This window comes from Promicromonospora umidemergens (assembly GCF_024171995.1).
GTDB lineage: Bacteria > Actinomycetota > Actinomycetes > Actinomycetales > Cellulomonadaceae > Promicromonospora > Promicromonospora umidemergens.
Genome location: NZ_JAMTCT010000007.1, coordinates 177270 through 201741, shown reverse-complemented (window position 1 = coordinate 201741; position 24472 = coordinate 177270). Strand labels below are relative to the sequence as shown.

Genomic DNA, 24472 nt, shown 5'->3' with positions numbered 1-24472 from the left:
GTGGGTCTGTTCAGCCGACGAGGCACGGCGAATGAGCCCGCACCGGTCGAGTGGGCGTCGGTGGAGGCCGAGCAGCAGAAGCGGCCGCACGGACCCTTCGACCGGTCGCAGGTCGGGGAGATGGGCCCCCGCGTCGACCTCGGTGCGATCTGGCTGCCGGTGATGCCGGGCCTCGAGCTCCGCATGGAGATCGACAAGAAGACGCAGAAGGTGACCGGGGTGACGGCCGCGCTGGAGGGGTCGAACCTTCAGATCCAGGCTTTCGCAGCGCCGCGCACCGAGGGTATCTGGGACGAGATCCGGCACGAGATCGCGCAGTCGGTGGGCGGACAGGGCGGGATCGTCGACGACGTGCCCGGCGTGTTCGGCCGCGAGCTGCTCGTCCGGATGCCGGTGAAGGGCCCGGACGGGCAGGCGGGCCAGCGGCCGGCGCGGTTCGTCGGGGTGGACGGCCCGCGGTGGTTCATCCGCGGTGTCCTCGCGGGCAAGGCGGCGCTGGACGCTGAGGCGGCCAAGCCGCTGGAGTCCGTGTTCGCGAACATCGTGGTGGTGCGCGACCAGAGCCCGCGCCCGCCTCGTGACCTCCTGCCCCTGGCGCTGCCGAAGTCGGCGCGCAAGGACGGTGCTCAGCCGGCAGCGGCAGAGGCCGGCCCGGAGGGCGCCGTACCGCAGATGGCCGACATCGACCCGCTGCGCCGCGGCCCCGAGATCACGTCGATCGGCTGACGAGGTGAACCACTGATGTCGCTGCGCTCGAGCCTCGCGTCCCGCATCGCGGAGTCGCTGGCGTCCGACGAGCAGGTGCGGGACACCGAGGAGCGCGCCGACGCCTCCCGGAACGTCGGCTGTGCGGCGGTCACGTCCCTGCCGGTCCGCAGCCGCGGCAAGGTGGCAGGCGTGCTGCGTTCGGTGGTGCTGCGCCCTCGCGAGGGCGTCCGCACCGTGGAGGCCGAGCTGTTCGACGGTTCCGGCGCGCTGGACCTCGTGTGGCTCGGACGGCGGACCATCGACGGCATCGAGCCGGGGCGGCGTATCCGCGTCGAGGGCATGGTGTGCGACGTCGACGGACGCCGCACCATGTTCAACCCGCGCTACGAGCTCCGGCCGCGGGCGGGTGAATGACGTGCGGCGCGACTGGTGGATCAGTATCCGGGCGAGCACGGCACAATGAACCCCATGAGTGAACCCGCACGTCCCGACGTGCCTCCGGAGCCAGCAGAAGCCCCCGTGCGCGGCGTGCGCGCCCTCGCAGGGGAGGAGTTCTCCGCCGCCCAGGCGATCGGTGGTGTCCGCGGCCTGGTGGAGGCGGTGCTGCCCGGCCTGGTGTTCGTGGTCGCGTTCGTGATCTTCACGGACCTGACGATCCCGCTCATCGCGTCGGTGGTCGCCGCGCTGGTGCTCGTCGTGGCGCGTCTGGTGCAGCGCACGCCCGTCACGCAAGCGCTCAGCGGCCTGCTCGGCATCGCGATCGGCGTGGTGTGGGCCTGGACGTCCGGCGAGGCGGAGAACTACTACGCGGGCGGTCTGCTGGTCAACGCCGGCTATCTCGTGGTGCTGCTCGTCTCCGTCGTCGTGCGCCGCCCCGTCGTCGGCTATGTCGTGGAGGCGCTGCGCGCCGGCCTGACGCCGGAGGCCGTGAAGGCCGAGGCGAACCGGAGCGCCGAGCGCGACGGTGAGACGCGCGACGGTGAGACGAAGGACGACGACGCGCCCTCCCCCTTCGCCGCCCTCACCGCCTGGCGGGACGACCCGGCCAAGATGCGGACCTATGCGATCGCCACCTGGCTCTGGGTCGGCCTGTTCGCCCTGCGCCTCGCGGTCAAGACGCCGCTGTACTTCGCTGGCGACATCGCGTGGCTCGGCACGTTCCACCTGCTGCTCGGGGTGCCGCTGTGGGCGCTCGTGCTGTACCTGACCTGGTACGTCGTGCGTCGCGGGCAGCCGAAGGCGACGGCGTCAGAGACTGCGCCCTGACGGTCCTTCGTGGGGCGGGCACGGTAGACGACGTCGCCGCGTCCTTGTCGAGCGAGGGAGATCCGCGTGGAGATGAGCATCAGCTGGCCGGCCGTCGTGGCGGCTACCGCGATCGGCGCCACGATCGCTTGGGTGTGGTACAGCGACTGGGGTCTCGTCGGCGGCGTCTGGCGGGAGCTGACCGGAGTGACCAAGGAGGACTCGAGGAGGGGCGGCAAGCGCCCGTTCATCGTCCTGCTGGCATCGATCCTCGTGACGGCACTGACCCTCGCTGCCGCGTGCTCCATCGCGTCCAGCTTCTTCGCCAGCGACTCGCTCTGGCTCGACCTGGCCGTGGGGCTCGCGTCCTGGCTCGGGTTCTCGTCGACGACCCTGGTCCAGCACAACGCCTTCGAGCAGAAGCCGACGCGGCTCACGGTGATCAACAGCGCGTATCAGCTGGTGCTGTTCCTCGGGATGGCTCTCGCCGTCGGCCTGCTGCAGTGACGACGAGCTGTGACGACGAGCGGTGCCCGGGCCGTTCGCGTCAGAGCCGCCTGCCGTGCAGGAAGGTGTCGTCCTCGAGGCCCGTGTGGCCGCGCGACGAGGCGAGCTGCCACGGCACCGACGCCACGACCACCCCGGGCGTGAACAGCAGGCTGCCCTTGAGCCGCAGGGCCGACTGGTTGTGCAGCAGCTGCTCCCACCAGTGGCCCACCACGTACTCGGGGATGTAGACGATCACGAGGTCGCGCGGCGACTCACGGCGCACGGACCGCACGTACTTGAGCACTGGGCGGGTGATCTCGCGGTACGGCGAGTCGAGGATGCGCAGGGGAACGGGCAGGTCGAGGGCCTCCCACTCGGCGACGAGCCCGTCGATGTCCTCCCGGTCGACGCCCACCGTGAGGGCCTCGATCACGTTGGGCCGGGCGGCACGCGCGTAGGCCAGCGCCCGCATGGTCGGCTTGTGCACCTTGGAGACCAGCACGACGGCGTGCACCCGGCTGGGCAGCGCGCGGGCGGCCGAGACGTCGTCGAGCGCGAGCTCGTCGCGCACGCGGTCGTAGTGCTTGCGGATCCCCCGCATGAGGATGAACAGCACGCCCATCGCCAGGAGCGTGATCCACGCGCCGTGGGTGAACTTGGTCACGAGCACGATGATCAGGACGGTGCCGGTGAGCCCGAAGCCGATGCCGTTGACCACTCGCGAGCGCTTCATGCGGCTGCGGACCGCGGGGTTGGGCTCCGTGCGCAGCTCCCGGGTCCAGTGCCGCAGCATGCCGAGCTGGGACAGCGTGAACGACACGAACACGCCGACGATGTAGAGCTGGATGAGCCGCGTCGTCGAGGCGTCGAAGGCGACGATCAGGACGATCGCCGCCACGGCCAGGGTCACGATGCCGTTCGAGAACGCCAGGCGGTCGCCGCGCGTGTGCAGCTGGCGCGGCAGGTAGCCGTCGCGGCCGAGGATCGAGCCCAGCACGGGGAACCCGTTGAACGCCGTGTTCGCGGCGAGCACCAGGATCAGGCCGGTGACGGCCGATACCGCGTAGAAGGCCGGCGGGAAGCCGGAGAAGACCGACTCGGCGAGCTGACCGATCACGGGGATCTGCACGTAGTCGTCCGAGACCGGCTCGCCGTTCACCTCGAGCTGGGTGTGCGGGTCCTCGGCGAAGCGGATGCCGGTGGCCTGCGCCAGCAGCAGGATCGAGATGATCATCGTCGACGAGATGACGCCGAGCAGCAGCAGGGTGGTCGCCGCGTTGCGCGACTTGGGCTTGCGGAACGCGGGCACGCCGTTGCTGATCGCCTCGACACCGGTCAGGGCGGCGCAGCCGGAGGCGAACGCACGGGCCAGGAGGAACGCGCCGCCGATGCCGACGAGCCCCTGGTCGAACGCCGCCTCGCCCACGAGCTCGAACCCCGAGCTGTCGGCCTGCGGCAGGTTGCCGGCGAAGTAGCGGACCGCGCCGGTGACGACCAGGGCACCGATGATCGCCATGTAGCAGTACGTCGGGATCGCGAAGATCCGGCCCGACTCCCGCACGCCGCGCAGGTTGATCAGGGTCAGCACCGAGACCGCCACGACCGCCGCGATCACCTCGTGCCCGCGGATCCCGGGGACGGCCGCCGACGCGTAGTGGGCCGCCGCAGAGATCGACACCGCCACCGTGAGCACGTAGTCGACGAGCAGCGCGGACGCCACACCGGTGCCCGCAGTCCGGCCCAGGTTGGTGGTGACGACCTCGTAGTCGCCACCGCCGGACGGGTAGGCGCGCACGTTCTGCCGGTAGGACGCGACGACGATGAGCAGCACCGCGACCACGATCAGGCCGACCCAGGGCGAGAAGGCAAGTGCCGCGACGCCGGCCAGCGAGAGGGTCAGGAGGATCTCGTCGGGCGCGTAGGCCACGGACGACAGCGCGTCCGAGGCGAACACGGGCAGGGCGACCCGTTTGGGCAGCAGCGTGCTCCCCAGGCTCTCGCTACGTTTGGGACGGCCGACGAGTAGTCGCTTGGCCGCATCGACGATGTCCGACACGTTGGAAGACTCTATGCCCGCGGATGGTCGGCAGCGCACCGGCGCGCGCACCGCGCATGACCGGCGCGCACCGCGCACGACCGGAGCGCTCCGCGCCCGCCCGCATCGGGGTAGCGTTCCGTTCGTGCACTTCGTGATCATGGGCTGCGGCCGCGTGGGCTCCAGCCTCGCTCAGGAGATCGAGGGTCGTGGACACTCCGTGGCCGTCATCGACCAGAACCCGGACGCGTTCCGGCGCCTCCCCGCGGACTTCTCGGGCAAGAAGGTGACCGGCGTGGGTTTCGACCGCGACACGCTCGTCCAGGCGGGGATCGAGGACGCGTACGCGTTCGCGGCGGTGTCCGACGGTGACAACTCGAACATCCTGTCCGCCCGTGTGGTGCGCGAGACCTACGGCGTGGACAACGTCGTGGCCCGCATCTACGACCCGCACCGCGCGGAGATCTACCAGCGCCTGGGTATCCCGACGGTCGCGACCGTGCGCTGGACCGCCGACCAGGTGCTGCGCCGCATGCTGCCGCTGGGCTCCACCGACGAGTACCGCGACCCGTCGGGCACCGTCCGGCTGGCGCAGATCGACTACCACCGGCGGTGGGTGGGCCGGCCCGTGCTCAACATCGAGGCCGCCACCGGCGCGCGCGTCGCGTTCCTGACCCGGTACACCTCGGCGGTGCTGCCGACGTCCGACATCGTGCTCCAGGAGAACGACGAGCTGCACCTGCTCATGACAGCGGACGCGTCCGCAGAGGTCGAGCGGATCCTCACCGCGGCCCCGAACGCCGAGGAGGACTGATGCGGGTAGTCATCGCCGGAGCCGGTTCCGTTGGCCGCTCGATCGCCCGGGAGCTGCTGAGCCACGACCACGAGGTCACCCTGATCGACAAGAACGCCTCGGCCATGCGGGTCTCGCAGGTCCCCGAGGCGGAGTGGGTGCTCGCCGACGCGTGCGAGCTGCCCGCGCTGGAGGCCTCCGAGATGGAGCAGGCCGACGTCGTGGTGGGTGCCACCGGCGACGACAAGGTGAACCTCGTGTTCTCGCTGCTCGGCAAGACGGAGTTCGGGGTGCCCCGCACCGTCGCGCGCGTGAACAACCCGAAGAACGAGTGGATGTTCGACCAGTCGTGGGGCGTGGACGTGGCGGTCTCGACGCCACGCATCATGACGGCGATGGTCGAGGAGGCCGTCGCCGTGGGCGACCTGGTGCGCATCTTCAGCTTCCGCCAGTCGCGCGCCGACCTGCTCGAGCTCACCCTGCCCGGCGACTCCCGCGTCGCAGGGACGCGTCTTGGCCGCGTGGTGTGGCCCGCCGACGTCACGCTCGCGACCATCGTGCGCGACGGCCGCCCGCTGGTGCCGAGCCCGGACGACACCCTGGAGGCCGGCGACGAGCTGCTCCTGGTCGCAGGAGCGGACGCCGACACCGACGCCCTGCAGCAGCTCCTGGTACCGAAGGGCTAGTCAGCGGGCGGCGATTAGGCGGGGCAGGGGATACTTGGCACATGCCCCGCGACAACCCCTCCCGCCGCTCCGCGCCCGCCGACCCCTCCTCGGGCGGACGCCCGCGCCGTCGTCCGCAGCGCTCCCCGCGGCCGGACCGCGGTCGCAGCGTGAGCGACGTCCCCGCCCCCGAGGTGGGCCTCGAGGTCGAGCTGGAGGTCGGTCCCGTCGCGCACGGCGGGCACTGCGTCGCCCGGCTCGACGGCCGTGTCGTCTTCGTGCGGCACACCCTGCCGGGCGAACGGGTCCGCGCCCGCGTCAGCGAGGGCGGCCCGAGCTTCTGGCGCGCCGACGCCATCGAGGTGCTGCAGGCCTCGCCCGACCGCGTGGAGCCCGCGTGGCCCGCCGCGGGGGCCGACGGGGTGGGCGGCGGTGAGCTCTCGCACGTCGCGCTGCCTGCGCAGCGCCGCTGGAAGACCGACGTGCTCGTCGAGCAGCTGCAGCGCCTTGCCCGCATCGACCCAGAGTGGCTGGCCCGCGAGGTCACCGTCGAGGGCGCACCGGGCGACGACGAGCGCCGCGGCCTGCACTACCGCACCCGGATCGACCTGGTGGCCGACGCGAACGGGCACGCAGGCATGCGCAAGCACCGCTCGCACGACGTCGTCGCGCTGAAGAAGATGCCGCTCGGCACGCCGGAGGTCGCGGCGTTCGCAGTGGCCGAGGACGTGTTCACCCGCAGCTGGACGCCGGGCGCGCAGCTCACGCTGGTGGCGCCGTCCGACGGCGAGCCGGTGCTGCTGGTCGACGGCGAGCCGTGGCGCCGCGGGAAGCCCGACAACCGGCCCAACGCCCGCCGCTCCGTGAGCGAGTTCGTGGCCGGGCCGTGGGGCACGCACCGCTACCGCGTGGCCGCCGGCGGGTTCTGGCAGGTGCACCGCGAGGCGCCGTCCGTGCTGACGGGCGCCGTGCTGGAGGCGGCAGGCGCGACGTCGGGCGAGCTGGCCGGGGCCACCGTCCTGGACCTGTACTCCGGCGCGGGGCTGTTCACGCTGCCGCTCGCGGACGCCGTCGGGCCCGACGGCCGGGTGGTGGCGGTGGAGGGCGACGCGCAGGCAGCGAAGGACGCTCGTCGCAACGCGCACACGTACGAGCAGGTGACGCTCGAGGTGGGCGCCGTGGACCGGGTGCTGGCGGGCGGGCAGGCAGGCGCAGAGGCCCTTCCGGCGGCCGACGTCGTGGTGCTGGACCCGCCTCGCTCGGGTGCCGGGCGAGCGGTCGTCGACGCGATCGCCGCTCGTGCCCCGCGCCGGATCGTGTACGTGGCCTGCGACCCTGCGGCGCTCGCCCGCGACGTGGGATACCTCGCCGCGCACGGCTACACGCTCTCGGGCGTGCGCGGGTTCGACCTCTTCCCGCACACGCACCACGTCGAGGCGGTCGCCGTGCTGGATCGGCAGGACTGACGGGCAAGATGGACAAAAGCCACCCTTCCGGGCGCTTAGGATGCTCCTCGTGAAGCGCTGGCTGATGCGCGGCGGTATCGCCGTAAGTGTGGTGGTGGCCCTGGCCACGGCTGTCGTCGTGGGCATGGTCATGGGTGCAGGTGGCATCGCGACGGGCGGTCCCGTCGTCGGTGGCACGGCCGCGGTGGCGCCGCCCGCGCCCACCCCGACGCCGCCCGCACCCAGCCCGGCGCCGCGGCGGGCCCCGGAGAACGAGGCGGCGGCGGAGCCGCCCGTCGCCCTGTTCGTCGGTGACTCGTACACGGTGGGCCAGCGCGCGTCGTCCCCGGCGAAGCGGTGGAGCACCCTCGTGGCCCGCGAGATGGGCTGGACCGAGCGCAACGTCGCTGAGGGTGGCACCGGGTTCGTGAGCCGGTACCCGGACGAGAGCCGGCTGTCGTACGAGGAGCAGCTCCGGTCGGTGCGGCCGAAGGGCGTCGACCTCGTGGTCATCGCCGGCGGCCAGAACGACTTCGGCGAGCTGCGCGAGGACCCTGAGCCGGTCTTCCGTGCGGTCGCGGACACGTACGCGCTGGCCGCTGGGCGGTTCCCGGACGCGCAGATCATCGCCGTCGGGCCGTCCACACCGTGGGAGATCGGGCTGGAGGCCCGGGCCCTCGACAGCGCGGTGCGTGCGGCGGCGCAGGAGCACGGCGCGACCTACGTCTCGCTGCTGGACCCCGACGTGGTGCGGCCCGGGTACGTCGACCCCGACGGGATCCACGTCAACGACGAGGGTTATGCGGCCATCGCGAGCAGGGTGGTCGCGCAGATATCTTGACGTCAAGATATATGCGTTATGCTGGCCTGAGCAGCCCGGCCTAGGCTGGGTGAAGCCCCCTGGAACCCATGCGAAGGCTCCATCGCGCGATGACCGCGCCTGTGAGAGCCGACGCACCGTCAGCCCCGCAGAAGGAGCCACAGTGAGCACCGTGGACACGTTCGGATCGAAGGGAACGCTGGAGGTCTCGGGCAAGTCCTACGAGATCTTCCGGCTCAACGCGGTCGAGGGAGCAGAGCGCCTCCCGTACTCCCTGAAGATCCTCGCCGAGAACCTCCTGCGCACGGAGGACGGCGCCAACATCACCGCCGACCACGTGCGCGCCGTCGCGTCCTGGGACCCGGACGCACAGCCCAGCACCGAGATCCAGTTCACGCCTGCCCGCGTGATCATGCAGGACTTCACCGGTGTGCCCTGCATCGTGGACCTCGCCACCATGCGTGAGGCGGTCGCCGCGCTCGGCGGCGACGCGACGAAGGTCAACCCGCTGGCCCCCGCCGAGATGGTCATCGACCACTCCGTGCAGATCGACGTCGCCGGCCGGGCAGACGCGTTCCAGCGCAACGTCGAGTTCGAGTACCAGCGCAACCACGAGCGCTACCAGTTCCTGCGCTGGGGCCAGACGGCGTTCGACGACTTCAAGGTCGTCCCGCCGGGTACCGGCATCGTGCACCAGGTCAACATCGAGTACCTGGCCCGTACGGTCATGACGCGGGAGGTCGACGGCGCGCTGCGGGCGTACCCCGACACCTGCGTCGGCACCGACTCGCACACCACCATGGTCAACGGCCTTGGCGTGCTCGGCTGGGGCGTCGGCGGCATCGAGGCAGAGGCCGCGATGCTCGGCCAGCCGGTCTCGATGCTCATCCCGCGCGTCGTCGGCTTCAAGCTGAGCGGCTCCATCCCGGCCGCCGTGACGGCCACCGACGTCGTGCTCACCATCACGCAGATGCTGCGCCAGCACGGTGTGGTCGGCAAGTTCGTCGAGTTCTACGGCGACGGCGTGGCCCAGGTCCCGCTCGCGAACCGCGCCACCATCGGCAACATGTCGCCGGAGTTCGGCTCCACCGCCGCGATCTTCCCGATCGACTCCGTCACGGTCGACTACCTGCGCCTGACCGGCCGCGCCGAGGAGCAGATCGCGCTCGTCGAGGCGTACGCCAAGGAGCAGGGCCTCTGGCTCGACGCCGAGACGCCGGAGCCGGTGTTCTCCGAGTACCTCGAGCTCGACCTGTCGACCGTCGTCCCCTCGATCGCCGGACCGAAGCGCCCGCAGGACCGCATCGAGCTGACGAACGCGAAGAGCGCGTTCCTGCGCGACCTGCCCACGTACGCGCCCGAGTTCGGGGCCAGCGCGGACGAGTCCGGCCGCGAGTCGTTCCCGGCCTCGGACTCCCCGACGCCGGTCACCAACGGCCGCAAGCACGTGCACGTCACGAACAGCGAGGGCAAGGAGTTCGAGCTGTTCCACGGCGCGGTCGCGATCGCCTCGATCACGTCCTGCACGAACACCTCGAACCCGTCGGTCATGATGGCCGCCGCGCTGCTCGCGAAGAACGCGGTGGAGAAGGGCCTGGTGGCCAAGCCGTGGGTCAAGACCTCCATGGCGCCCGGCTCGCAGGTCGTGACCAACTACTACGAGAAGGCCGGCCTCTGGCCGTACCTCGAGAAGCTGGGCTTCCACCTGGTGGGCTACGGCTGCGCCACCTGCATCGGTAACTCCGGCCCGCTCGACGAGAAGGTCTCCGAGGCGGTCAACGAGCACGACCTGTCGGTCGTCTCGGTGCTGTCGGGCAACCGCAACTTCGAGGGCCGGATCAACCCCGACGTCAAGATGAACTACCTGGCGTCCCCGCCGCTCGTCATCGCGTACGCCCTGGCCGGCACCATGGAGTTCGACTTCGAGCACGACCCGCTGGGTCGCGACGACGCGGGCAACCCGGTGTTCCTCCGCGATCTCTGGCCCACGCCGGAGGAGGTCGAGAAGACGATCGCGTCCTCGATCGACCGCAAGATGTTCGAGGCGGACTACGCCGACGTCTTCAAGGGCGACGAGCGCTGGGCCGCCCTGGAGACCCCCGAGGGCGACACGTTCTCCTGGGACGCCGAGTCCACGTACGTGCGCAAGCCCCCGTACTTCGACGGCATGGGCATGACGCCGGAGCCCGTCACCGACTTCCGCGGTGCCCGCGTGCTCGCCAAGCTCGGCGACTCGGTCACCACCGACCACATCAGCCCCGCCGGCTCCATCAAGGCGGACAGCCCGGCGGGCACGTACCTCGCAGAGCACGGCGTGGGGCGTCGCGACTTCAACTCCTACGGCTCGCGCCGTGGCAACCACGAGGTCATGATCCGCGGCACGTTCGCGAACATCCGGCTGCGCAACCAGCTCCTGGCCTCCGAGAACAACGGCGCGGGCGTCGAGGGTGGCTTCACCTTCAACTTCGTGAAGGACGCGCAGGACACGATCTACGACGCCGCGCAGGACTACGCCGCCGCGGGCACCCCGCTCGTGGTGCTCGGGGGCAAGGAGTACGGTTCCGGCTCGTCGCGTGACTGGGCCGCCAAGGGCACAGCGCTCCTGGGCGTCAAGGCCGTCATCACCGAGAGCTTCGAGCGCATCCACCGCTCGAACCTCATCGGCATGGGGGTGCTACCGCTGCAGTTCCCGGCCGGCCAGAGCACCGAGTCGCTGGGCCTCGACGGCACGGAGACCTTCGACGTCACGGGTGTCACCGCGCTGAACGAGGGCACCACGCCCGAGACGGTCAAGGTCACCGCGACGAAGGGCGACGGCTCGCAGGTCGAGTTCGACGCCGTGGTCCGTATCGACACCCCGGGTGAGGCGGACTACTACCGCAACGGCGGCATCCTGCAGTACGTGCTGCGCTCGCTCGTGGCCTGAGGCGGAGGTGCAGCGCAGGGTGCGGGCCGAGGAACGAGGCACGCGCCCGGAGCGGAGCCGCAGACTCAGGCCATATAGGTAGAGCCTGAGGTACTCCTGACATAGCGAAGTGGACCGCCTGCCTCTCGGCAGGCGGTCCACTTCGCTTCGTGCTGACGGCGGCTGACTACTTGCCGATGTCGGACTTCCTGGAGGCGTTGATCAGCGTCCTGCGCTCCTTGGCGTCGATCGTCCCCTCCGCCTCGAGCCGGTCGGCGATCTGGGTGACGTGGCTCACGAACGCCTTGTGGCTGACCCACAGGCCGTCCGCGTCGACGAGGTCGGCGATCGTGCACCCGTTACCGGTGTCCGCGTTCGCCACCCCGCTGTCCACGCCGCCGATGATCACCGTCGGGCGCTCGTCGGAGACCGGGCAGGCATCCGTCGCGGCCCGTGAGACGGAGAACCTGAGCGTCCCCGTCCAGGTGACGTTCCCGGCGTTGTCGGTGGCCCGGTACTGCAGCGCGTGCGCCCCCGGGTCGGTGACGTCGAACGAGCCCGTGTAGGACCGGAAGATGAAGTCGTCGAGCGCGTACTCGATGAACGCCACCCCCGACCCGCCGTCCCGGGCGTTGATGGTCACCGTCGCCGAGTCGATGTAGGCGCCGTCCTCGTCCTGGTCACCCTCGACCTGAGCGGACGCGATCGGTGCCGTGGTGTCCGGCGGGTCGCCGCCACCGACGATGACCAGCTCCACGGTGCCCGGCTCGGAGACGTTGCCGTCGTTGTCGGTGGCCCGGTAGGACACCGTGTGCGAACCCGTGATGTCGACGACCAAGGGGTCCGTGTAGGGCGTGTAGCCGGCGCCGTCCAGGTCGTACTCGACGGTCGCCACGCCCGAGCCGGCGTCCTCCGCCAGGATCTGCACGGTGGCCGAGGCGATGTAGGCGCCGTCGGCGTCCTGCTCGCCGGTGACCTCGGTGGTGACGGTCGGGGGAGCGGTGTCCTCGACCGGCGCCTCGACGACGGTGAACGTCGCCGAACCGGGTTCCGAGACGTTCCCGGCGACGTCGGTGGCCCGGTAGGTCACCGTGTGCTCGCCCGGCGCGTCGACGACCACGGGGTCGGTGTAGGCCGCGTAGCCGGCACCGTCCAGGTCGTACTCGACGCTCGCCACGCCCGAGCCCGCGTCCACTGCCGCGAGGTTCACGTTCGCGGACCCGACATAGGCGCCGTTGTCGTCGAGCTCGCCGGTCACCTCACCGGTGACGGTGGGTGCCGTCGTATCCTCTCCGTCGGCGGCTACCACCACCACCTGCACCGTCTCGGGTGCCGAGGTGTTGCCTGCGACGTCGGTGGCACGGTGCTCCAGCGTGTACGTACCGGGCTCGTCGAGGACGACGGCCTCGGTGTACGGGACGTACTCGCCGCCGTCGAGCGCGTACTCGATGCTCTCGACGCCCGAGCTGTCGTCCTCGGCCGTGAGGTTCACGGTGGCCGAGCCGATGTAGGCGCCGTCGGCGTCCTGCTGGCCGGTGACCTGCGAGGTGACGACCGGAGCGGTGGTGTCCTCTCCGGGCGCCTCGGTGACCACGAGCTCGCCCACCATGTCGGGGTGCCCGGGGATCGCGCAGAAGTACCGGTACGTGCCAGGGGTCAGGACGACCTCGGCCTCGTAGCGGCCGGCGTTGTCGTCGAACGGGTTGGCCAGGATGTCCAGGTCGACGTCGTGGTTGTACCCCGGAGTGCTGGTGTCGAACGTCAGCGTGTGCGACATACCGATGTTGTTGCCGGTGGCCGCGCTGTTCTCGAAGACGATCGTCGTGGCCCCGGCGGTCGCCGTGGTCGGTGTCGAGGCGTACTCCGTGACGCTGGCGCTCGCGGTCCAGGTCAGGACCTGTTCCGCCGCCTCAGCCGCCGCCTCGGGCGCCTGGTCGGCGGACGAGGTGGGGGACGACGGGGTCGTGGACGAGGTGGTGGATGAGCCGGCCGGGGCGTCGCCGCGGTACTCCACCGCGGCGGCACCCGCCGGGGCCAGCGGCAGTGCCACGAGGGCACTGACCGCTGCCCCGGCGAGGAGCCGGGAGAGTTTCTGTCGGAACATGGGGGTGCCTCTCATCTTCTCGGACGTGGTCACAGGTCTCGCACCCGGATGTTGCGGAACTCCATGGCGTCCGCGTCGCTGTGGTTCTGCAGACCGATGAAGCCACTGAGGAACTGCCGCATGTCGGTCGGCGGGTCACCGGCACGCGAGGACTCCTTGCCCGGGGAGTTCTCGAACTCGTTGATCACCACGCCGTTGCGGATGATCGTGTACTGCTGGCCGACCACCTGGATCTCGTAGTCGTTCCACTCGCCCTTGGGGGTCACCGCGGCGTCAGCCAGACCGTTCGGGTCGAAGTTGTAGATCGAACCCGTCTTCTGGGGCTCCCCGGACTCCCCGTCGTAGATCTGGACCTCGTGGCCGCAGTAGATGGCTACCCAGGCCTCGGCGTCCGTCAGCTGCCCGCACTCGGGCCGCTCGTCCTTCGGCACCCGCGGGTCGGGGAACCGGGTGAAGACACCGCTGTTGGCGTGGCCGTCGCCGGGGGCGACGTCCTTGAACTGGAGCTTCAGCGAGAAGTCCTCGAGCTCCTCCCCGGGGTACCAGAGCATGCCCAGGCCGCCCTGGGCCTTGATGGACCCGTCAGGCAGGTGGTCGAAGTTCCCGCCAGGAGCCTGCCGCCAGCCGGCGAGCGACTCAGCGGTACCGTCGTAGAGCCACCGGTACCCGGTGCTGCCGTCAGCGCCGATGCCGGACTGCTCTGCGGCGCGGAGCAGCGTCCGGTGCTCCTTCTTGGTGATGACCTCGTCGGCCCGGAGCTGGTCGGCCACGTCGGTCACGTGGTTGACGAACCGGCCGTTGGTGTCCCACTCCCGCTCGTCGTTGATCAGGTCGTTGATCGTGCAGCCGCCGAGGTCGTCGTTCTGGACCCGGCTGTTGCTGTCCCCGAACCAGACGGTGTTCCGGTCGTCCGGGATTGTGCAGGTGGTCTCCACCGGTACGTCCACCGTGCTCGTCTCGCCGTCGGCGTAGGTCACCGTGACCGTCGCGTCGTAGCTGCCGACCCTGGTGTAGGTGTGCCGCGGGTTCGCCTCGTCGGAGGTGGTCCCGTCCCCGAAGTCCCAGGCGTAGGAGACGCCGCCCGAGTCGCCGCCGGTGAAGGCGACGGTGAGCGGGTCGCTCTGCACGCTGGTCCCTGCAGCGGCAGGGAGCGGCGTGGCCGGCCCGCCCGTGTAGCTGATCCGGGTGAGCTTCTGGCGATCGGTCAGGGAGAAGAAGCCGCCGCCGTAGTCGAGCAGGTACAGCGCACCGTCCGGACCGAACTTGGCGTCCATCCACTGGTCGACGCGGTCGTCGCCGTTGCCGCCCGGGATGATCTGGCGCAGGTCCTCGGCGAACGCCGGGGCACCGGCATCGTCGACCGTGTCCGGGTTCACCGTGACGGCGATCCGGTTGTTCGAGTTCGACTGGTCACCGATGAACCACTTGTTGTCCCAGTGCGCGGGCCAGGCGGCGCCGCTGTCGGTGTCGACCTCGGACCGGTGGTAGGTCGGGCCGTTCATGATGGCCTGACCGCCGCCACGCAGGTACGGCTGGGTGTAGGTGGCCTCGTCGTCCACGTAGGACGGGATGCCGTCCTCGCCGATCGGGAAGACCGGTCCGCCGCCGCTCGGCGAGTACCAGATCATGTTGTCGCGCACCGGCGGGATGTCCACCAGGCCGGTGTTGCGCGGCGAGGTGTTCTTCGGGTTGTCGCAGTCGTACCAGCCGGTCAGCACCGACGCGTCGTCGTTGCTGCGGTCACGGTAGGGCTGCCCGTTGCCCATGCAGTACGGCCAGCCCTGGTTGCCGGCCGACGTGATGATGGTGGCGGTCTCGTACTTCGCCGGCCCGAGCTCCGGGTCCGGCTGGCTCGCGTCCGGCCCGACCCAGGCAGCGGTCAGCCAGTCGTTCTCCGTGTCGTAGTCGAGCCGCGAGATGTTGCGGACGCCCATGACGTAGATCTCCGGGCGGGTCTTGTCGCCCGGGTCGTCCGCCTCGGGGAACAGGTTCCCCTCCGGGACCGTGAACGTACCGTCCGGCTCGGGGTGGATCCGCAGGATCTTGCCGTTCAGGTCGTTCGTGTTGCCGGCGGTGCGGCGCGCGTCCTGGAACGAGATGCCCGCGTACTCCTGGGTCCAGTTGTTGCCGGAGTAGCCGCCGGACCCGCCGGAGGAGTTGCTGTCGCCGGAGCCGATGTAGAGGTTGCCCTCGGAGTCGAAGTCCATGCCACCGCCCGCGTGGCAGCAGCTGTGGATCTGGACCTCCCACTCCAGGAGGTCCTTGCGGGTCGACTGGTCGATCGTGTCGGCCTCGGCGTCGTACGTGAAGCGCGACACCGTCCGCTCGCCCACGCGCCGCTCGGTGTCGATCGACTCGTGCGGCATCCAGTACAGGTAGATCCAGCTGTTCTCGTCGAACTTCGGGTCGAGGGTGACGCCGAGCAGGCCTTCCTCGTTCTTGACGAGCTCGCTCCCGCTGCCACGGTTGCCCATGACGTCGAGGGTGGTCAGCAGCTTGGTCTCCTCGGACTCCGGGTCCCAGCGGTGGACGGTGCCACAGCCGAGCCCGACGTCCGGGTCGTCCCAGGACTCGACCGGGCCGGAGGGGCACGCGGCCTTGCCGATGTAGAAGACGCCGCCGTCGGGGGCGACGGTCAGCCCGTGGGGCTCACCGATCTGGTCGAGCTCGCCCTCGGCGTTCTCGGTCGTCAGGCGCTGGACGTCGTAGTTCTCGGCGATGGTCGCCTGGCAGTCGCCACGGACCATGCCGGTCGACCAGAGCAGGCCGCCGAGCAGGTGGTCACGGAACTCCGGCTCCGCATAGCTCTCCGAGGTGCCGCCCATGCCGGTGTAGAACGACCGGCCGCCGTCGTAGTCGCGGCACCAGGAGACCGGGTGGAAGGGCCCGTTCGCGCTCTCACCGGCGTCGTAGTCCCACTCCTGGACCTGCGCGACCGTGTGCACGTCGCCCGTCGGGTTCGGCGACCAGTTCAGCCACCGGTCCGAACGGGTCCAGTTGCGCGGGAGGCCTTCGTTGGCCGGGTGCTCGCGGTCGACGACGTTGACGGTCGCCTCCTGCACCTTGACCTCGGGCTCCGGCACGTCGTCGGCCGCAGCGTCGAAGAGCTGGATCTCGGCGAGCTGGCTGAGGTCGTCGCCCGCGTTCGCCGTGATGTCGAGCCGGTAGTGCTGGTAGGCCGTCTCGTTCTCGAACCGGTAGTCCATCGCGGTGAACCGGTCGGGGAACTCCTGGTCCGTCTGCGTGTCCAGGTCGGTCCACGTCTCACCGTCGGTCGAGCCCTCCAGCGCCCAGCTCTGCGGGTCACGACCGGCGAAGTCGTTCGCCGAGGTGAGCGCGTACCGGGAGGCCACGACCGGCTCTGCCATCTCGAGGGTGATGGTCGCCGTCGGCTCGAAGGCGAGCCACTTGGTGTTCGAGTCGCCGTCGATCAGGTTGTCGGCGTCCTCGTTCGGCGGGTTGTCCGCGGTCGCGGTGATGCTCGCGACGGCCAGCGGGTCCGGCAGGTTGCCGGCCGGCCGGGTGCCGATCAGGCCGGTGAACCACTGCGAACGGGCCTGGACGCGCGCGGCGTCGCGGATACCGAGGAACCCGCCACCGCCCTGCATGTACGCCTTGAGCTGGGCCTCCTGCTCGGTCGACAGCTCCACGCCGTCGGCGGAGAGGAAGACCACGCCGCGGTAGTCCGCGAGGTTCTTCGCCGTGAAGACCCTCGGGTCGCTGGCCGTGTGCACGGTGAACCCGTGCTCGGTGCCCAGCTCGCGGATGGTCCTGGTGGCAGCGGCCACCGGGTCGTTCTGCTCGTCCGGTGCGCCGTGGAACACGAGCACGTTGACGTCCGTCGCGTCCTTGGACACGTCGAGGGCCGCCGGCGCGAGCGCCGCGGCGTCGGCGGTGGTGCTGCGCTGGGCCTGCGCCGGGACTGCCGCCAGCCCGACGACGAGGGTGGCGCCTGCGACTGCCGCGAGAGTGCTGCGTACCGTTCTGCGCGGGGCTGCTGCCCCGTGGATCCTGCGTCTTCCTATCCGTTCCATCACTGCTCCTTTGCGCGTGATCAATGCGTCCGGGGCTTTGTCCCCGCCCGCTACGCCGTGTCATCGGGACGCGGCGTGTCTGGCGGTCAGTGGCCTGCGTGGCCCGCGTCGGCCTTGGTGGCGGACTCGGTGGTGCTGCCGCTCAGGTGGCCGCCGTGCTCGTGGAACCTGTCGATGGCCTCCTGTGCTCCGTCGGGCATGGACCCGTCGGCGTTGCGGACCAGGAAGACCCCGGCCATCCCGCCGTCGGAGTGGAACTGGACGTGGCAGTGGTACATCCAGGCGCCCGCGCCGACCTTCTGCCCCGCCTTCACCTGGAAACCGAAGGAGGAACCCGGGTTGAGGTCGGCGTTGTCCACGACCTGGCTGGGGTCGTCCGGGCCGGTCAGGTACCCCGTCCGGTTGTTCGCCCAGCGGTGGGCGTGCACGTGGAAGGTGTGGAGCTGGTCCCCGTGCCCGATCGCCAGGAACTCGACGGTCTCGCCGAGGTTCGCCTCGAACATCGGTGTGTCGGGCGCCGACTTGTTGTTGATGGTCATGTCGTTGAACACGACGGTGAACGTGCGGTCGGGCAGGATGTCGCCCTTGCGGCGCACGATGAGCCCGCCGTACAGGCCCGCGCGCAGCCCGGCGGTGCCGTGCTCGCCGTCCAGCGCGTGGTCGTGGTAGTGCCAGTAGCCCGCGGAGCCGGGCAGCCAGTGGCCGTCGTCCAGCTGCTGCTGCGCGTGGGTGCCCCACATGTAGGTGCGGGTCTCGCCGGGCTCGTTGAACGAGTCGTTGAACGGGCTGCCGTCCGACTCGGTCTTGTAGTCGACACCGTGCGGGTGGATCGACAGACGCTTGTCGGTGTTGTTCACCAGCTCGATCTGGAGGGTGTCGCCCTCCCACATCTCCAGGAGCGGGCCGGGGATGCTGGCCTTGCCGGGGGTGAGCCCGTAGCCGTAGAGGCCCCCGGGCAGGGACTCCGCGAAGATCGTGATGTGCCGGGTGGTGCCCAGCGGCCGGATGGCCCCAGGGCCGACGGCGGCGGCGGTGTCGGCGCCGAGCGCCAGCGCCGCCGTCGGTGCGACGAGTCCGGCGAGGGTGCCGGTCAGGATGGAGCGGCGCGACAGGCCGCCCTTCTGGGATCGATTCTCAGCTGTGTTCTCAGACATGCGTCTCCGTTCGACACCGTCGGGCAGGCCTGCGGCCGTCCCGGCGAGGCAGGGATCAGGAGGGACTGGGGGATCAGGCGCGTGAGGCCGGTTGTGGCGACGCCGCGGGTGACAGCGGTGTCACAATAGTCACGAAGGTGGACCACATCGTCGTTCCCTCCAAGGACGTCGGCTCGTGACCGTCAACGGCGGCGGACACGCCCTCATGACTCATGCGGCCGTCTTGTCGGGAAGACCTTAGATGGCTCGCATGCGTGTTGTGCACCACAAGGTGGCTTTGTGAACCTATGGCGACTTCTGTCGAGTGTCAAGCAAAAGTTGAAGGAACAACGTCATACTTCCTCTATCCCTCCACGTAAAGATGCGCCCCGTCCCGCACGAGTGCGGGACGGGGCGCCTTGGGCGTGCAGGGCGACGGGGCCAGGGCTACGGCAGGAGCACCCAGGCCGCGGTGCCGAGCAGGACCGCTCCCGTGAGCAGGCCGGTCAGGGGGTGGGCGAGCGCCGCCGTCGAGCGATGGCCCCGCGGGCGGGTCGTCTGGCGGAGCACCCAGCCGAGCGGCCAGGCCAGCACGGCGGCGAGGAGCCCGGCGGCCGCGCCGAGGTAGAGGCCGGCCACGTCGAGGGTGTTGGCGATGATCGCCACCTGGATCGCCGTCGACACGGCGACGACCGTCGGGATCAGGTGGAGCCGCGGCTTGCCGGTGGTGACGCCGGCCTTGGCGTCGTCCTTGGCTGCCGCGACCGCCCTGCGGTACCTGCTCGCGAGGAGCCCCGTGCACCAGCGCGTCAGGGCGCCATGGGCAAGGAGCGCGGCGACGTAGATGCTCACCACCGGGCCGGTCACCACGGTGCCGTCGGGCCAGGCGCGCACGGCGGCCACGATGCCGAGGACCACGACGGCAGCCGCGAGCACGATGCCGAGGTGGGGGACGAGCCGGGCCAAGGGGCCGGAGTGCCGGACCGTCCAGGCGAACCACAGGATGGCCAGGATCCCGACCGCCGTCGCCGCCAGGGCGTGGTCGCTCGCGTACTCCATCGTCTTCCCCTTCGCGGGACCGGATCCGGACCGGACCGGACAGGACCGAACCGGACGCAAGAATAGGATGCTTTTGCAGGTCAGGGAAGGATCCATGCATCCGGCTGGTGATGCGTGCGGCCCGCATCAGGGCTAGGCGGACGCCGGAGCCGCCAGGTGGTCCAGGATCCTGGACCGGACCGCGGGGTCGCCGAGGATCTTGTTGTGCCCCAGCCCGGTGGTGGTGAACAGCTCGCTCGACGCCGCGTGGGCCTCGTGGAGCTGTTCGGACAGGCGGTGGGGGTTCATGCGGTCCCCGGCGTCGTGCACCCAGAGGGCGGGGACCGACGTCGGGACGGTGCGCGTCAGCAGGTCGAAGCGTTCGTACACGTCCGGGTGGTCGGGCAGGCCGTATCGCTGGGCGGCTGTCGCGAAGCGGTCCCGCAGCGCCCAGGGGATTCCCGCCGCACGGACGAACCCGTCGGTGGTGACCCGGACCGACGTGAGGCCGGAGATCGCGGTGAACCGCTCGGCCTCGATGCCCTCGTGCAGGGCGGTCCCCGCTGCCAGGACCCCGAGCGAGTGCCCGATCACCGCGGCCCACGGCGCGTCCTCGGCGTCGGACAGCCGACGGATGACGGCGAGGTCGTCCAGCCCGGTGCGCCGACGCCCGCCGGAGGCGCCGTGGCCGGGCGCGTCGTAGGCGACGACCCTGAGCCCTGCGCCGGTGAGGTCCTCGACGATCCGTCCGAACGTCGACGCGCGGGAGCGCCAGCCGTGGACCAGCAGGACGGCGGGGGCGCCGGGATCGCCCCAGGTGTACGTGGCGACCGAGACGGTCCCCGCTGCGCCGGCGCGCGGGCCCCGGCCGTGGCGGAACGTGGGGCGGTGGGCGAGCGTGGCGCGCCGTGCGGAGTCGTGGACAGCCCGGTCGGCGAGCCGGACCGGCGCCGGCGCACCGACCCGCCAGAAGGCGGCCGAGCCGAGGGCCAGGGCGACCGGGGGAGCGGCGCGGCCGAGGGTGCGGAAGGTGGCGCGAGTAGCGCGCTGTGTCTGGGGCACGGGACCTCCGGTGGGTGCGTAAACAATCTGTACGATCGTTCGCACACTACCGGATGTGTGAACGGTCGTACACTCTCTTTGTGGACGACTCGACGGACCTGCGCCGCGCACGCGGTGACCGCACGCGGCGCGCGGTGCTCGACAGCGCGGTGCAGGAGGCGTCCGTGCGCGGGCTCGACGCGCTGTCCTTCGGTGCGCTCGCGACCTCGGCGCCCGTGAACAAGAGCGCGATCGCCGGGCTGTTCGGGTCCAAGGAGGGACTCCAGCTGGCCGCGCTGGAGCGGGCCATGGAGATCTACACCGACCACGTGATCGTCCCGGCGCGGCCTGCGTCGCGGGGCCTGCCGCGGCTGTGGGCGCTGGTGCTGGCCTGGATCGAGTACTCGCGCTCGCGGGTGTTCCGCGGCGGCTGCTTCTTCCGCACCGTCGAGGTGGAGTTCGACATGCGCGAGGGCGCCGTTCGGGACGCCGTCGTCGAAGCGCAACGGTCCTGGGAGTCGTACGTCGGTCACCAGGTGCGGACGGCGGCCGACGCCGGCGAGCTGGACCGGGGAACCGACCCCGACCAGGTGGAGTTCGAGATCAACGCACTGCTGAACGCTGCCAACGACCGCTCGCTCCTGTTCGGCGACGACGCCGTGTACCGACGCGCCGAAGAGGCGGTCCGGGCCCTCCTGGTGGCGCACGGTGCGGACCCGGCCACGCTGAGGTGAGCCGGCGGAACGCCCCGAGATGTTCAAATGTTTCAGACCGGTATACACCTGATCGTTACCCTCTGTTCATGGTGATGGTGATGGTGATGGTGATGTGGTCATGGTGATGTGGCACGAGGTTCCCGACGGCGCAGCCGAGCCGCCCGCTTCCGTCGCGCTCGCCACGACCCGCTGGGGTGCCGGACCCGGCCGGGCGCTGCTGCTGCACGGCATCGTGTCGGCGGGCGCGACCTGGTGGCAGCTCGCCGAGACCCTCGCCGAGGACGGCTACGAGGTGGTCGCCCCAGACCTGCGCGGCCACGGGACGAGCCCCCGCGCCGACTCCTACCTGCTCGCCGACCACGTCGCCGACGTGCGGGCGCTGGGCACCGGCTGGGATCTCGTGGTGGGACACAGCCTCGGCGGCCTGCTCGGCGCGCTGGCCACCGACGCCGACCGCCGGTTCACCCGCCGCCTCGTGCTGCTCGACCCGGTGCTCGACATCCCGGACGACCGGTTCGAGAGCCGGGTGGTCCAGGAGGTCGCCGACGCCACCCACCCGCCGTCGGCCCAGGCCGTGCGGGCGGCGCACGTGGCATGGGACCGGCGTGACGTCGCGGCGGTCGCCGCCGCGGCGCAGGCAGCGGACGCCGGCGCGGTGGACCGCACCCTGCGGGACAACGCGCCCTGGCGGCACACCGACGTCATGACCCGGCTCGTGGTGCCGACGCTCGTGCTGGGTGCCGACCCCGCCCACGGTGCGCTGTTCCGGCCCCGTACGGGCGTCGAGCTCATGATCCGCAACCCGAGCGTGCGGGTGCGCGTCGTGGTGGGCGCCGGGCACGCGGTGCACCGGGACCGGCCCTCGGCGGTGGCGGCGGCGGTCCGGTCGTTCAGCTGGTGACCGGTGCGCCGGACAACTGAGGGCAACTGATTGCCGCACCTGGTCGCCGCACCGCAGGGTGATCGAACGCGGGGCGGAACCAGCCGGGCCCTGAACGCAGCATGGTGAACGAAGGCCTGGCAGCGATGGTGTGCGATCCGTCCAGCGACCACCCATGTGCAGATGTTCAAGGAGGACCATCGCATGAGCAAGCGCCGCACGACTTCGTGTCGGAAGGCTGTCGCAACGGCAGCCGTCGCAGTACCCCTCACGTTCGCTGTCGCCGCCGGGGCTTTCGCCGCACCGCCCGACGGTGCGGGCGACGGACGATCAGCACACGCCGCCGCAGGGGCGCAGGGCCATACCGAGGTCGAAGGTCGGCTCAAGCCGATCCTCGAGCGGGGAAAGCTCGAGTTCCGCGATCTCAACGCGAACGGAAAGATCGACGTCTACGAGGACTGGCGCAGGCCCACCGCCCAGCGCGTGGAGGACCTGCTCGCCCGCATGAACGTCGACGAGAAGACGGCGATGATGCTCATCTCGACGTTCAACGCGGACCGGAGCAAGGCGGAGGTCACCGACGGCGGCCAGCGGCACTTCATCGTGCGCGACGACCCGGAGCCTGGCGATCTCGCGACCCGGAACAACGAGTTCCAGGAGCTCGGTGAGGCGTCCCGCCTCGGCATCCCCGTCGTGATGACCTCGAACCCGCGCAACCACGTCAACCTCAACCGCACGTTCGGGCACGCGGAGGCGGGCGGCCAGCTGTCCACCTGGCCCAACGAGCTGGGGCTCGCCGCGGCACGCGACCCGGAGATGGTCGAGGACTTCGCCGAGACGGCCGCGAACGAGTGGCGGGCCGCCGGGATGCACAAGCTCTACGGGTACATGGCGGACCTGCTCACGGAACCGCGCTGGACCCGTACCGACGGCACCTTCGGCGAGGACCCGGAGGTCGTCTCCGACTACATCTCCGCGATCATCACCGGGTTCCAGGGCGAGGAGCTCAGCGAGTCGTCGGTCGCGCAGACGACCAAGCACTTCGCGGGCGGCGGCCCGCGGGTCGAGGGCACCGACCCGCACCACGAGTGGGGCTCGACCAACGAGTACCCCACCGAGGGGAGCCTCTACGACTATCACCTGCCCCCGTTCGAGGCGGCGGTCGAGGCCGGTACGTCCTCGATCATGCCGTACTACGCCAAGCCGGTGAACGAGCCCAGCGCCGACCAGCTGCCCGAGCACCTGTGGTACTCGGCGGACCAGCAGTTCGAGGAGGTCGCGTTCGCCTACAACGAGCCCATGCTGCAGGGCCTGCTGCGCGACGAGCTGGGCTTCGAGGGGTACGTCAACTCGGACACCGGCATCATCTCCGACCGCATCTGGGGCGTCGAGGACCTCACCGAGCCCGAGCGGTACGCCAAGGCCATCGACGCGGGCACCAACCTGTTCTCCGGTGGCTCCGACCCGGCGCCGCTGCGCGAGGCGGTGGACGCCGGCCTGGTCACGGAGGACGGGCTCGACGAGTCCCTCACCTACACCCTGACCGAGATGTTCGAGCTCGGCCTGTTCGACGACCCGTACGTCGACCCCGAGCATGCCCAGCAGACCGGCGACGACCCGGCCTCGCAGGCCAAGGCCGACGAGGCGCACCGGAAGTCGGTGGTCCTCCTGCGGAACGACGAGCGGGACGGGACGCCGACCCTGCCCGTCACGGACTCGCAGGCCGAGGACGTGCAGCTCTACCTGGAGGTCTTCCAGGAGGACGAGGAGGAGTCCGCGGCGGCGACCGCTGGCCTGGCCGAGAGCATCCGGCTCGCGGACCCGTCGATCACCATCGTCGACGACCCGGCGGAGGCGACCCACGCCTACCTGTGGGTCATCCCGAGCCTGAGCTGGGGTGAGGACGACACCGCGGGCGACCCGCCGTCGATCGTCCTGCGCAAGGACCAGGACACCGGCATCGACCACGAACGGATCCTCGCGCTGCAGGAGCAGGTCGAGACCACGATCCTCGGGGTCAACTTCACCAACCCGTGGCTGGTCGACGAGATCGAGCCCGGTGCCGACGCCGTGCTCGCCACGTTCAACACGACGCCGGACGCCGTCGTCGACGTGATCAGGGGCCGGTACGACCCGACGGGCCAGCTGCCCTTCACCGTGCCCGCCGACGTCGAGGCGGTCGACCGGAACGCCTCGGACCTCCCCGGCTACGCCGAGGACTTCGACTACGCGTACTCGGACGCGGCAGGCAACGAGTGGGGTCTGGACTTCGGTCTGAGCTACCAGGACTAGCCGAGCTCCGGCTGATCCGGCCCGGTTCGTCCGCTTCCTCGCGGACGGGCCGGGCCGTTCCTCGTGCCGGCGAGGACAACGCACGGCAACCGCTTGTCGAGACGGGCGCGGGCACGGTGAAGTGGTGCG

18 protein-coding genes are annotated in these 24472 nt (G+C 70.7%); 12 read left to right on the top strand and 6 right to left on the bottom strand.

The features are described 5' to 3' along the window. From APR04_RS14245 to APR04_RS14230, 4 genes are all read left to right on the top strand, one after another. Positions 1–726 (top strand): DUF3710 domain-containing protein, encoded by a 726-nt coding sequence (locus tag APR04_RS14245; protein ID WP_253871281.1) that lies wholly within the window; start codon positions 1–3, stop codon positions 724–726. A 15-nt stretch (positions 727–741) separates the two neighbouring features. Next, positions 742–1122, top strand: coding sequence for an OB-fold nucleic acid binding domain-containing protein (locus APR04_RS14240; protein WP_253871279.1), 381 nt, complete (start codon positions 742–744; stop codon positions 1120–1122). 54 nt (positions 1123–1176) lie between these two features. Continuing rightward, a complete protein-coding gene (locus APR04_RS14235; RefSeq protein WP_253871277.1) occupies positions 1177–1974 on the top strand; it encodes a DUF3159 domain-containing protein in 798 nt (265 codons plus the stop codon). 72 nt (positions 1975–2046) lie between these two features. Then, positions 2047–2460 carry a DUF1761 domain-containing protein gene (locus APR04_RS14230; RefSeq protein ID WP_253871344.1) on the top strand — a complete coding sequence of 138 codons (414 nt, stop codon included), beginning with the start codon at positions 2047–2049 and terminating at the stop codon, positions 2458–2460. A gap of 40 nt (positions 2461–2500) precedes the next feature. Here the strand turns inward: APR04_RS14230 and APR04_RS14225 are convergent, their stop codons facing one another. Then, positions 2501–4498, bottom strand: coding sequence for an APC family permease (locus APR04_RS14225; protein WP_253871275.1), 1998 nt, complete (start codon positions 4496–4498; stop codon positions 2501–2503). 139 nt (positions 4499–4637) lie between these two features. Here APR04_RS14225 and APR04_RS14220 point away from each other — a divergent pair, with 139 nt between their 5' ends. From APR04_RS14220 to acnA, 5 genes are all read left to right on the top strand, one after another. Beyond that, positions 4638–5291 carry a potassium channel family protein gene (locus APR04_RS14220; RefSeq protein ID WP_253871342.1) on the top strand — a complete coding sequence of 218 codons (654 nt, stop codon included), beginning with the start codon at positions 4638–4640 and terminating at the stop codon, positions 5289–5291. Continuing rightward, positions 5291–5956: a potassium channel family protein gene (locus APR04_RS14215; protein WP_253871273.1), complete on the top strand. Its 666-nt coding sequence runs from the start codon at positions 5291–5293 to the stop codon at positions 5954–5956. Before APR04_RS14220 ends, APR04_RS14215 begins: the two co-directional genes overlap by 1 nt. A 41-nt stretch (positions 5957–5997) precedes the next feature. Next, a complete protein-coding gene (locus tag APR04_RS14210; protein ID WP_253871271.1) occupies positions 5998–7401 on the top strand; it encodes a class I SAM-dependent RNA methyltransferase in 1404 nt (467 codons plus the stop codon). 49 nt (positions 7402–7450) lie between these two features. Further along, the gene (locus APR04_RS14205; protein ID WP_253871269.1) at positions 7451–8221 is read left to right on the top strand and encodes an SGNH/GDSL hydrolase family protein; all 771 of its coding nucleotides are present in this window, start codon (positions 7451–7453) and stop codon (positions 8219–8221) included. Positions 8222–8363: 142 nt separating this feature from the next. Further along, positions 8364–11126 (top strand): aconitate hydratase AcnA, encoded by a 2763-nt coding sequence (acnA, locus tag APR04_RS14200; RefSeq protein WP_253871267.1) that lies wholly within the window; start codon positions 8364–8366, stop codon positions 11124–11126. A 166-nt stretch (positions 11127–11292) separates the two neighbouring features. On the opposite strand, the gene APR04_RS14195 is transcribed toward acnA, so the two are convergent. From APR04_RS14195 to APR04_RS14175, 5 genes are all read right to left on the bottom strand, one after another. After that, positions 11293–13209 carry an OmpL47-type beta-barrel domain-containing protein gene (locus APR04_RS14195; protein WP_253871265.1) on the bottom strand — a complete coding sequence of 639 codons (1917 nt, stop codon included), beginning with the start codon at positions 13207–13209 and terminating at the stop codon, positions 11293–11295. Between the two features lie 29 nt (positions 13210–13238). Continuing rightward, a complete protein-coding gene (locus APR04_RS14190; protein WP_253871263.1) occupies positions 13239–17243 on the bottom strand; it encodes a ThuA domain-containing protein in 4005 nt (1334 codons plus the stop codon). Between the two features lie 86 nt (positions 17244–17329). Next, positions 17330–18397, bottom strand: a complete 1068-nt coding sequence (locus tag APR04_RS14185; protein ID WP_253871261.1) for a multicopper oxidase domain-containing protein — start codon at positions 18395–18397, stop codon at positions 17330–17332. A 426-nt stretch (positions 18398–18823) separates the two neighbouring features. Then, on the bottom strand, positions 18824–19435 hold the full coding sequence (locus APR04_RS14180; protein WP_253871259.1) for a hypothetical protein: 612 nt from the start codon (positions 19433–19435) through the stop codon (positions 18824–18826). Between the two features lie 132 nt (positions 19436–19567). Further along, on the bottom strand, positions 19568–20476 hold the full coding sequence (locus tag APR04_RS14175) for an alpha/beta fold hydrolase (protein ID WP_253871257.1): 909 nt from the start codon (positions 20474–20476) through the stop codon (positions 19568–19570). Positions 20477–20556: 80 nt separating this feature from the next. On the opposite strand from APR04_RS14175, the gene APR04_RS14170 reads away from it, so the two are divergent. The 3 genes from APR04_RS14170 to APR04_RS14160 all read left to right on the top strand — a co-directional run bounded on the left by APR04_RS14170 (position 20557) and on the right by APR04_RS14160 (position 24343). Further along, positions 20557–21189, top strand: a complete 633-nt coding sequence (locus APR04_RS14170) for a TetR/AcrR family transcriptional regulator (RefSeq protein ID WP_253871255.1) — start codon at positions 20557–20559, stop codon at positions 21187–21189. Between the two features lie 100 nt (positions 21190–21289). Further along, positions 21290–22072: an alpha/beta fold hydrolase gene (locus tag APR04_RS14165; protein ID WP_253871253.1), complete on the top strand. Its 783-nt coding sequence runs from the start codon at positions 21290–21292 to the stop codon at positions 22070–22072. Positions 22073–22255: 183 nt separating this feature from the next. Continuing rightward, on the top strand, positions 22256–24343 hold the full coding sequence (locus APR04_RS14160; RefSeq protein WP_253871251.1) for a glycoside hydrolase family 3 protein: 2088 nt from the start codon (positions 22256–22258) through the stop codon (positions 24341–24343). Positions 24344–24472 lie beyond the last annotated feature (129 nt).

What these genes read in the sequence shown, in the direction of transcription:
- APR04_RS14240 (WP_253871279.1), top strand. Translation starts at nt 742, where the DNA reads ATGTCGCTGCGCTCGAGCCTCGCGTCCCGCATCGCGGAGTCGCTGGCG.
- APR04_RS14235 (WP_253871277.1), top strand. Translation starts at nt 1,177, where the DNA reads ATGAGTGAACCCGCACGTCCCGACGTGCCTCCGGAGCCAGCAGAAGCC.
- APR04_RS14230 (WP_253871344.1), top strand. Translation starts at nt 2,047, where the DNA reads ATGAGCATCAGCTGGCCGGCCGTCGTGGCGGCTACCGCGATCGGCGCC.
- APR04_RS14220 (WP_253871342.1), top strand. Translation starts at nt 4,638, where the DNA reads ATGGGCTGCGGCCGCGTGGGCTCCAGCCTCGCTCAGGAGATCGAGGGT.
- APR04_RS14215 (WP_253871273.1), top strand. Translation starts at nt 5,291, where the DNA reads ATGCGGGTAGTCATCGCCGGAGCCGGTTCCGTTGGCCGCTCGATCGCC.
- APR04_RS14210 (WP_253871271.1), top strand. Translation starts at nt 5,998, where the DNA reads ATGCCCCGCGACAACCCCTCCCGCCGCTCCGCGCCCGCCGACCCCTCC.
- APR04_RS14195 (WP_253871265.1), bottom strand. Translation starts at nt 13,209, where the DNA reads ATGTTCCGACAGAAACTCTCCCGGCTCCTCGCCGGGGCAGCGGTCAGT.
- APR04_RS14190 (WP_253871263.1), bottom strand. Translation starts at nt 17,243, where the DNA reads ATGGAACGGATAGGAAGACGCAGGATCCACGGGGCAGCAGCCCCGCGC.
- APR04_RS14185 (WP_253871261.1), bottom strand. Translation starts at nt 18,397, where the DNA reads ATGTCTGAGAACACAGCTGAGAATCGATCCCAGAAGGGCGGCCTGTCG.
- APR04_RS14180 (WP_253871259.1), bottom strand. Translation starts at nt 19,435, where the DNA reads ATGGAGTACGCGAGCGACCACGCCCTGGCGGCGACGGCGGTCGGGATC.
- APR04_RS14165 (WP_253871253.1), top strand. Translation starts at nt 21,290, where the DNA reads ATGGTGATGTGGCACGAGGTTCCCGACGGCGCAGCCGAGCCGCCCGCT.
- APR04_RS14160 (WP_253871251.1), top strand. Translation starts at nt 22,256, where the DNA reads ATGAGCAAGCGCCGCACGACTTCGTGTCGGAAGGCTGTCGCAACGGCA.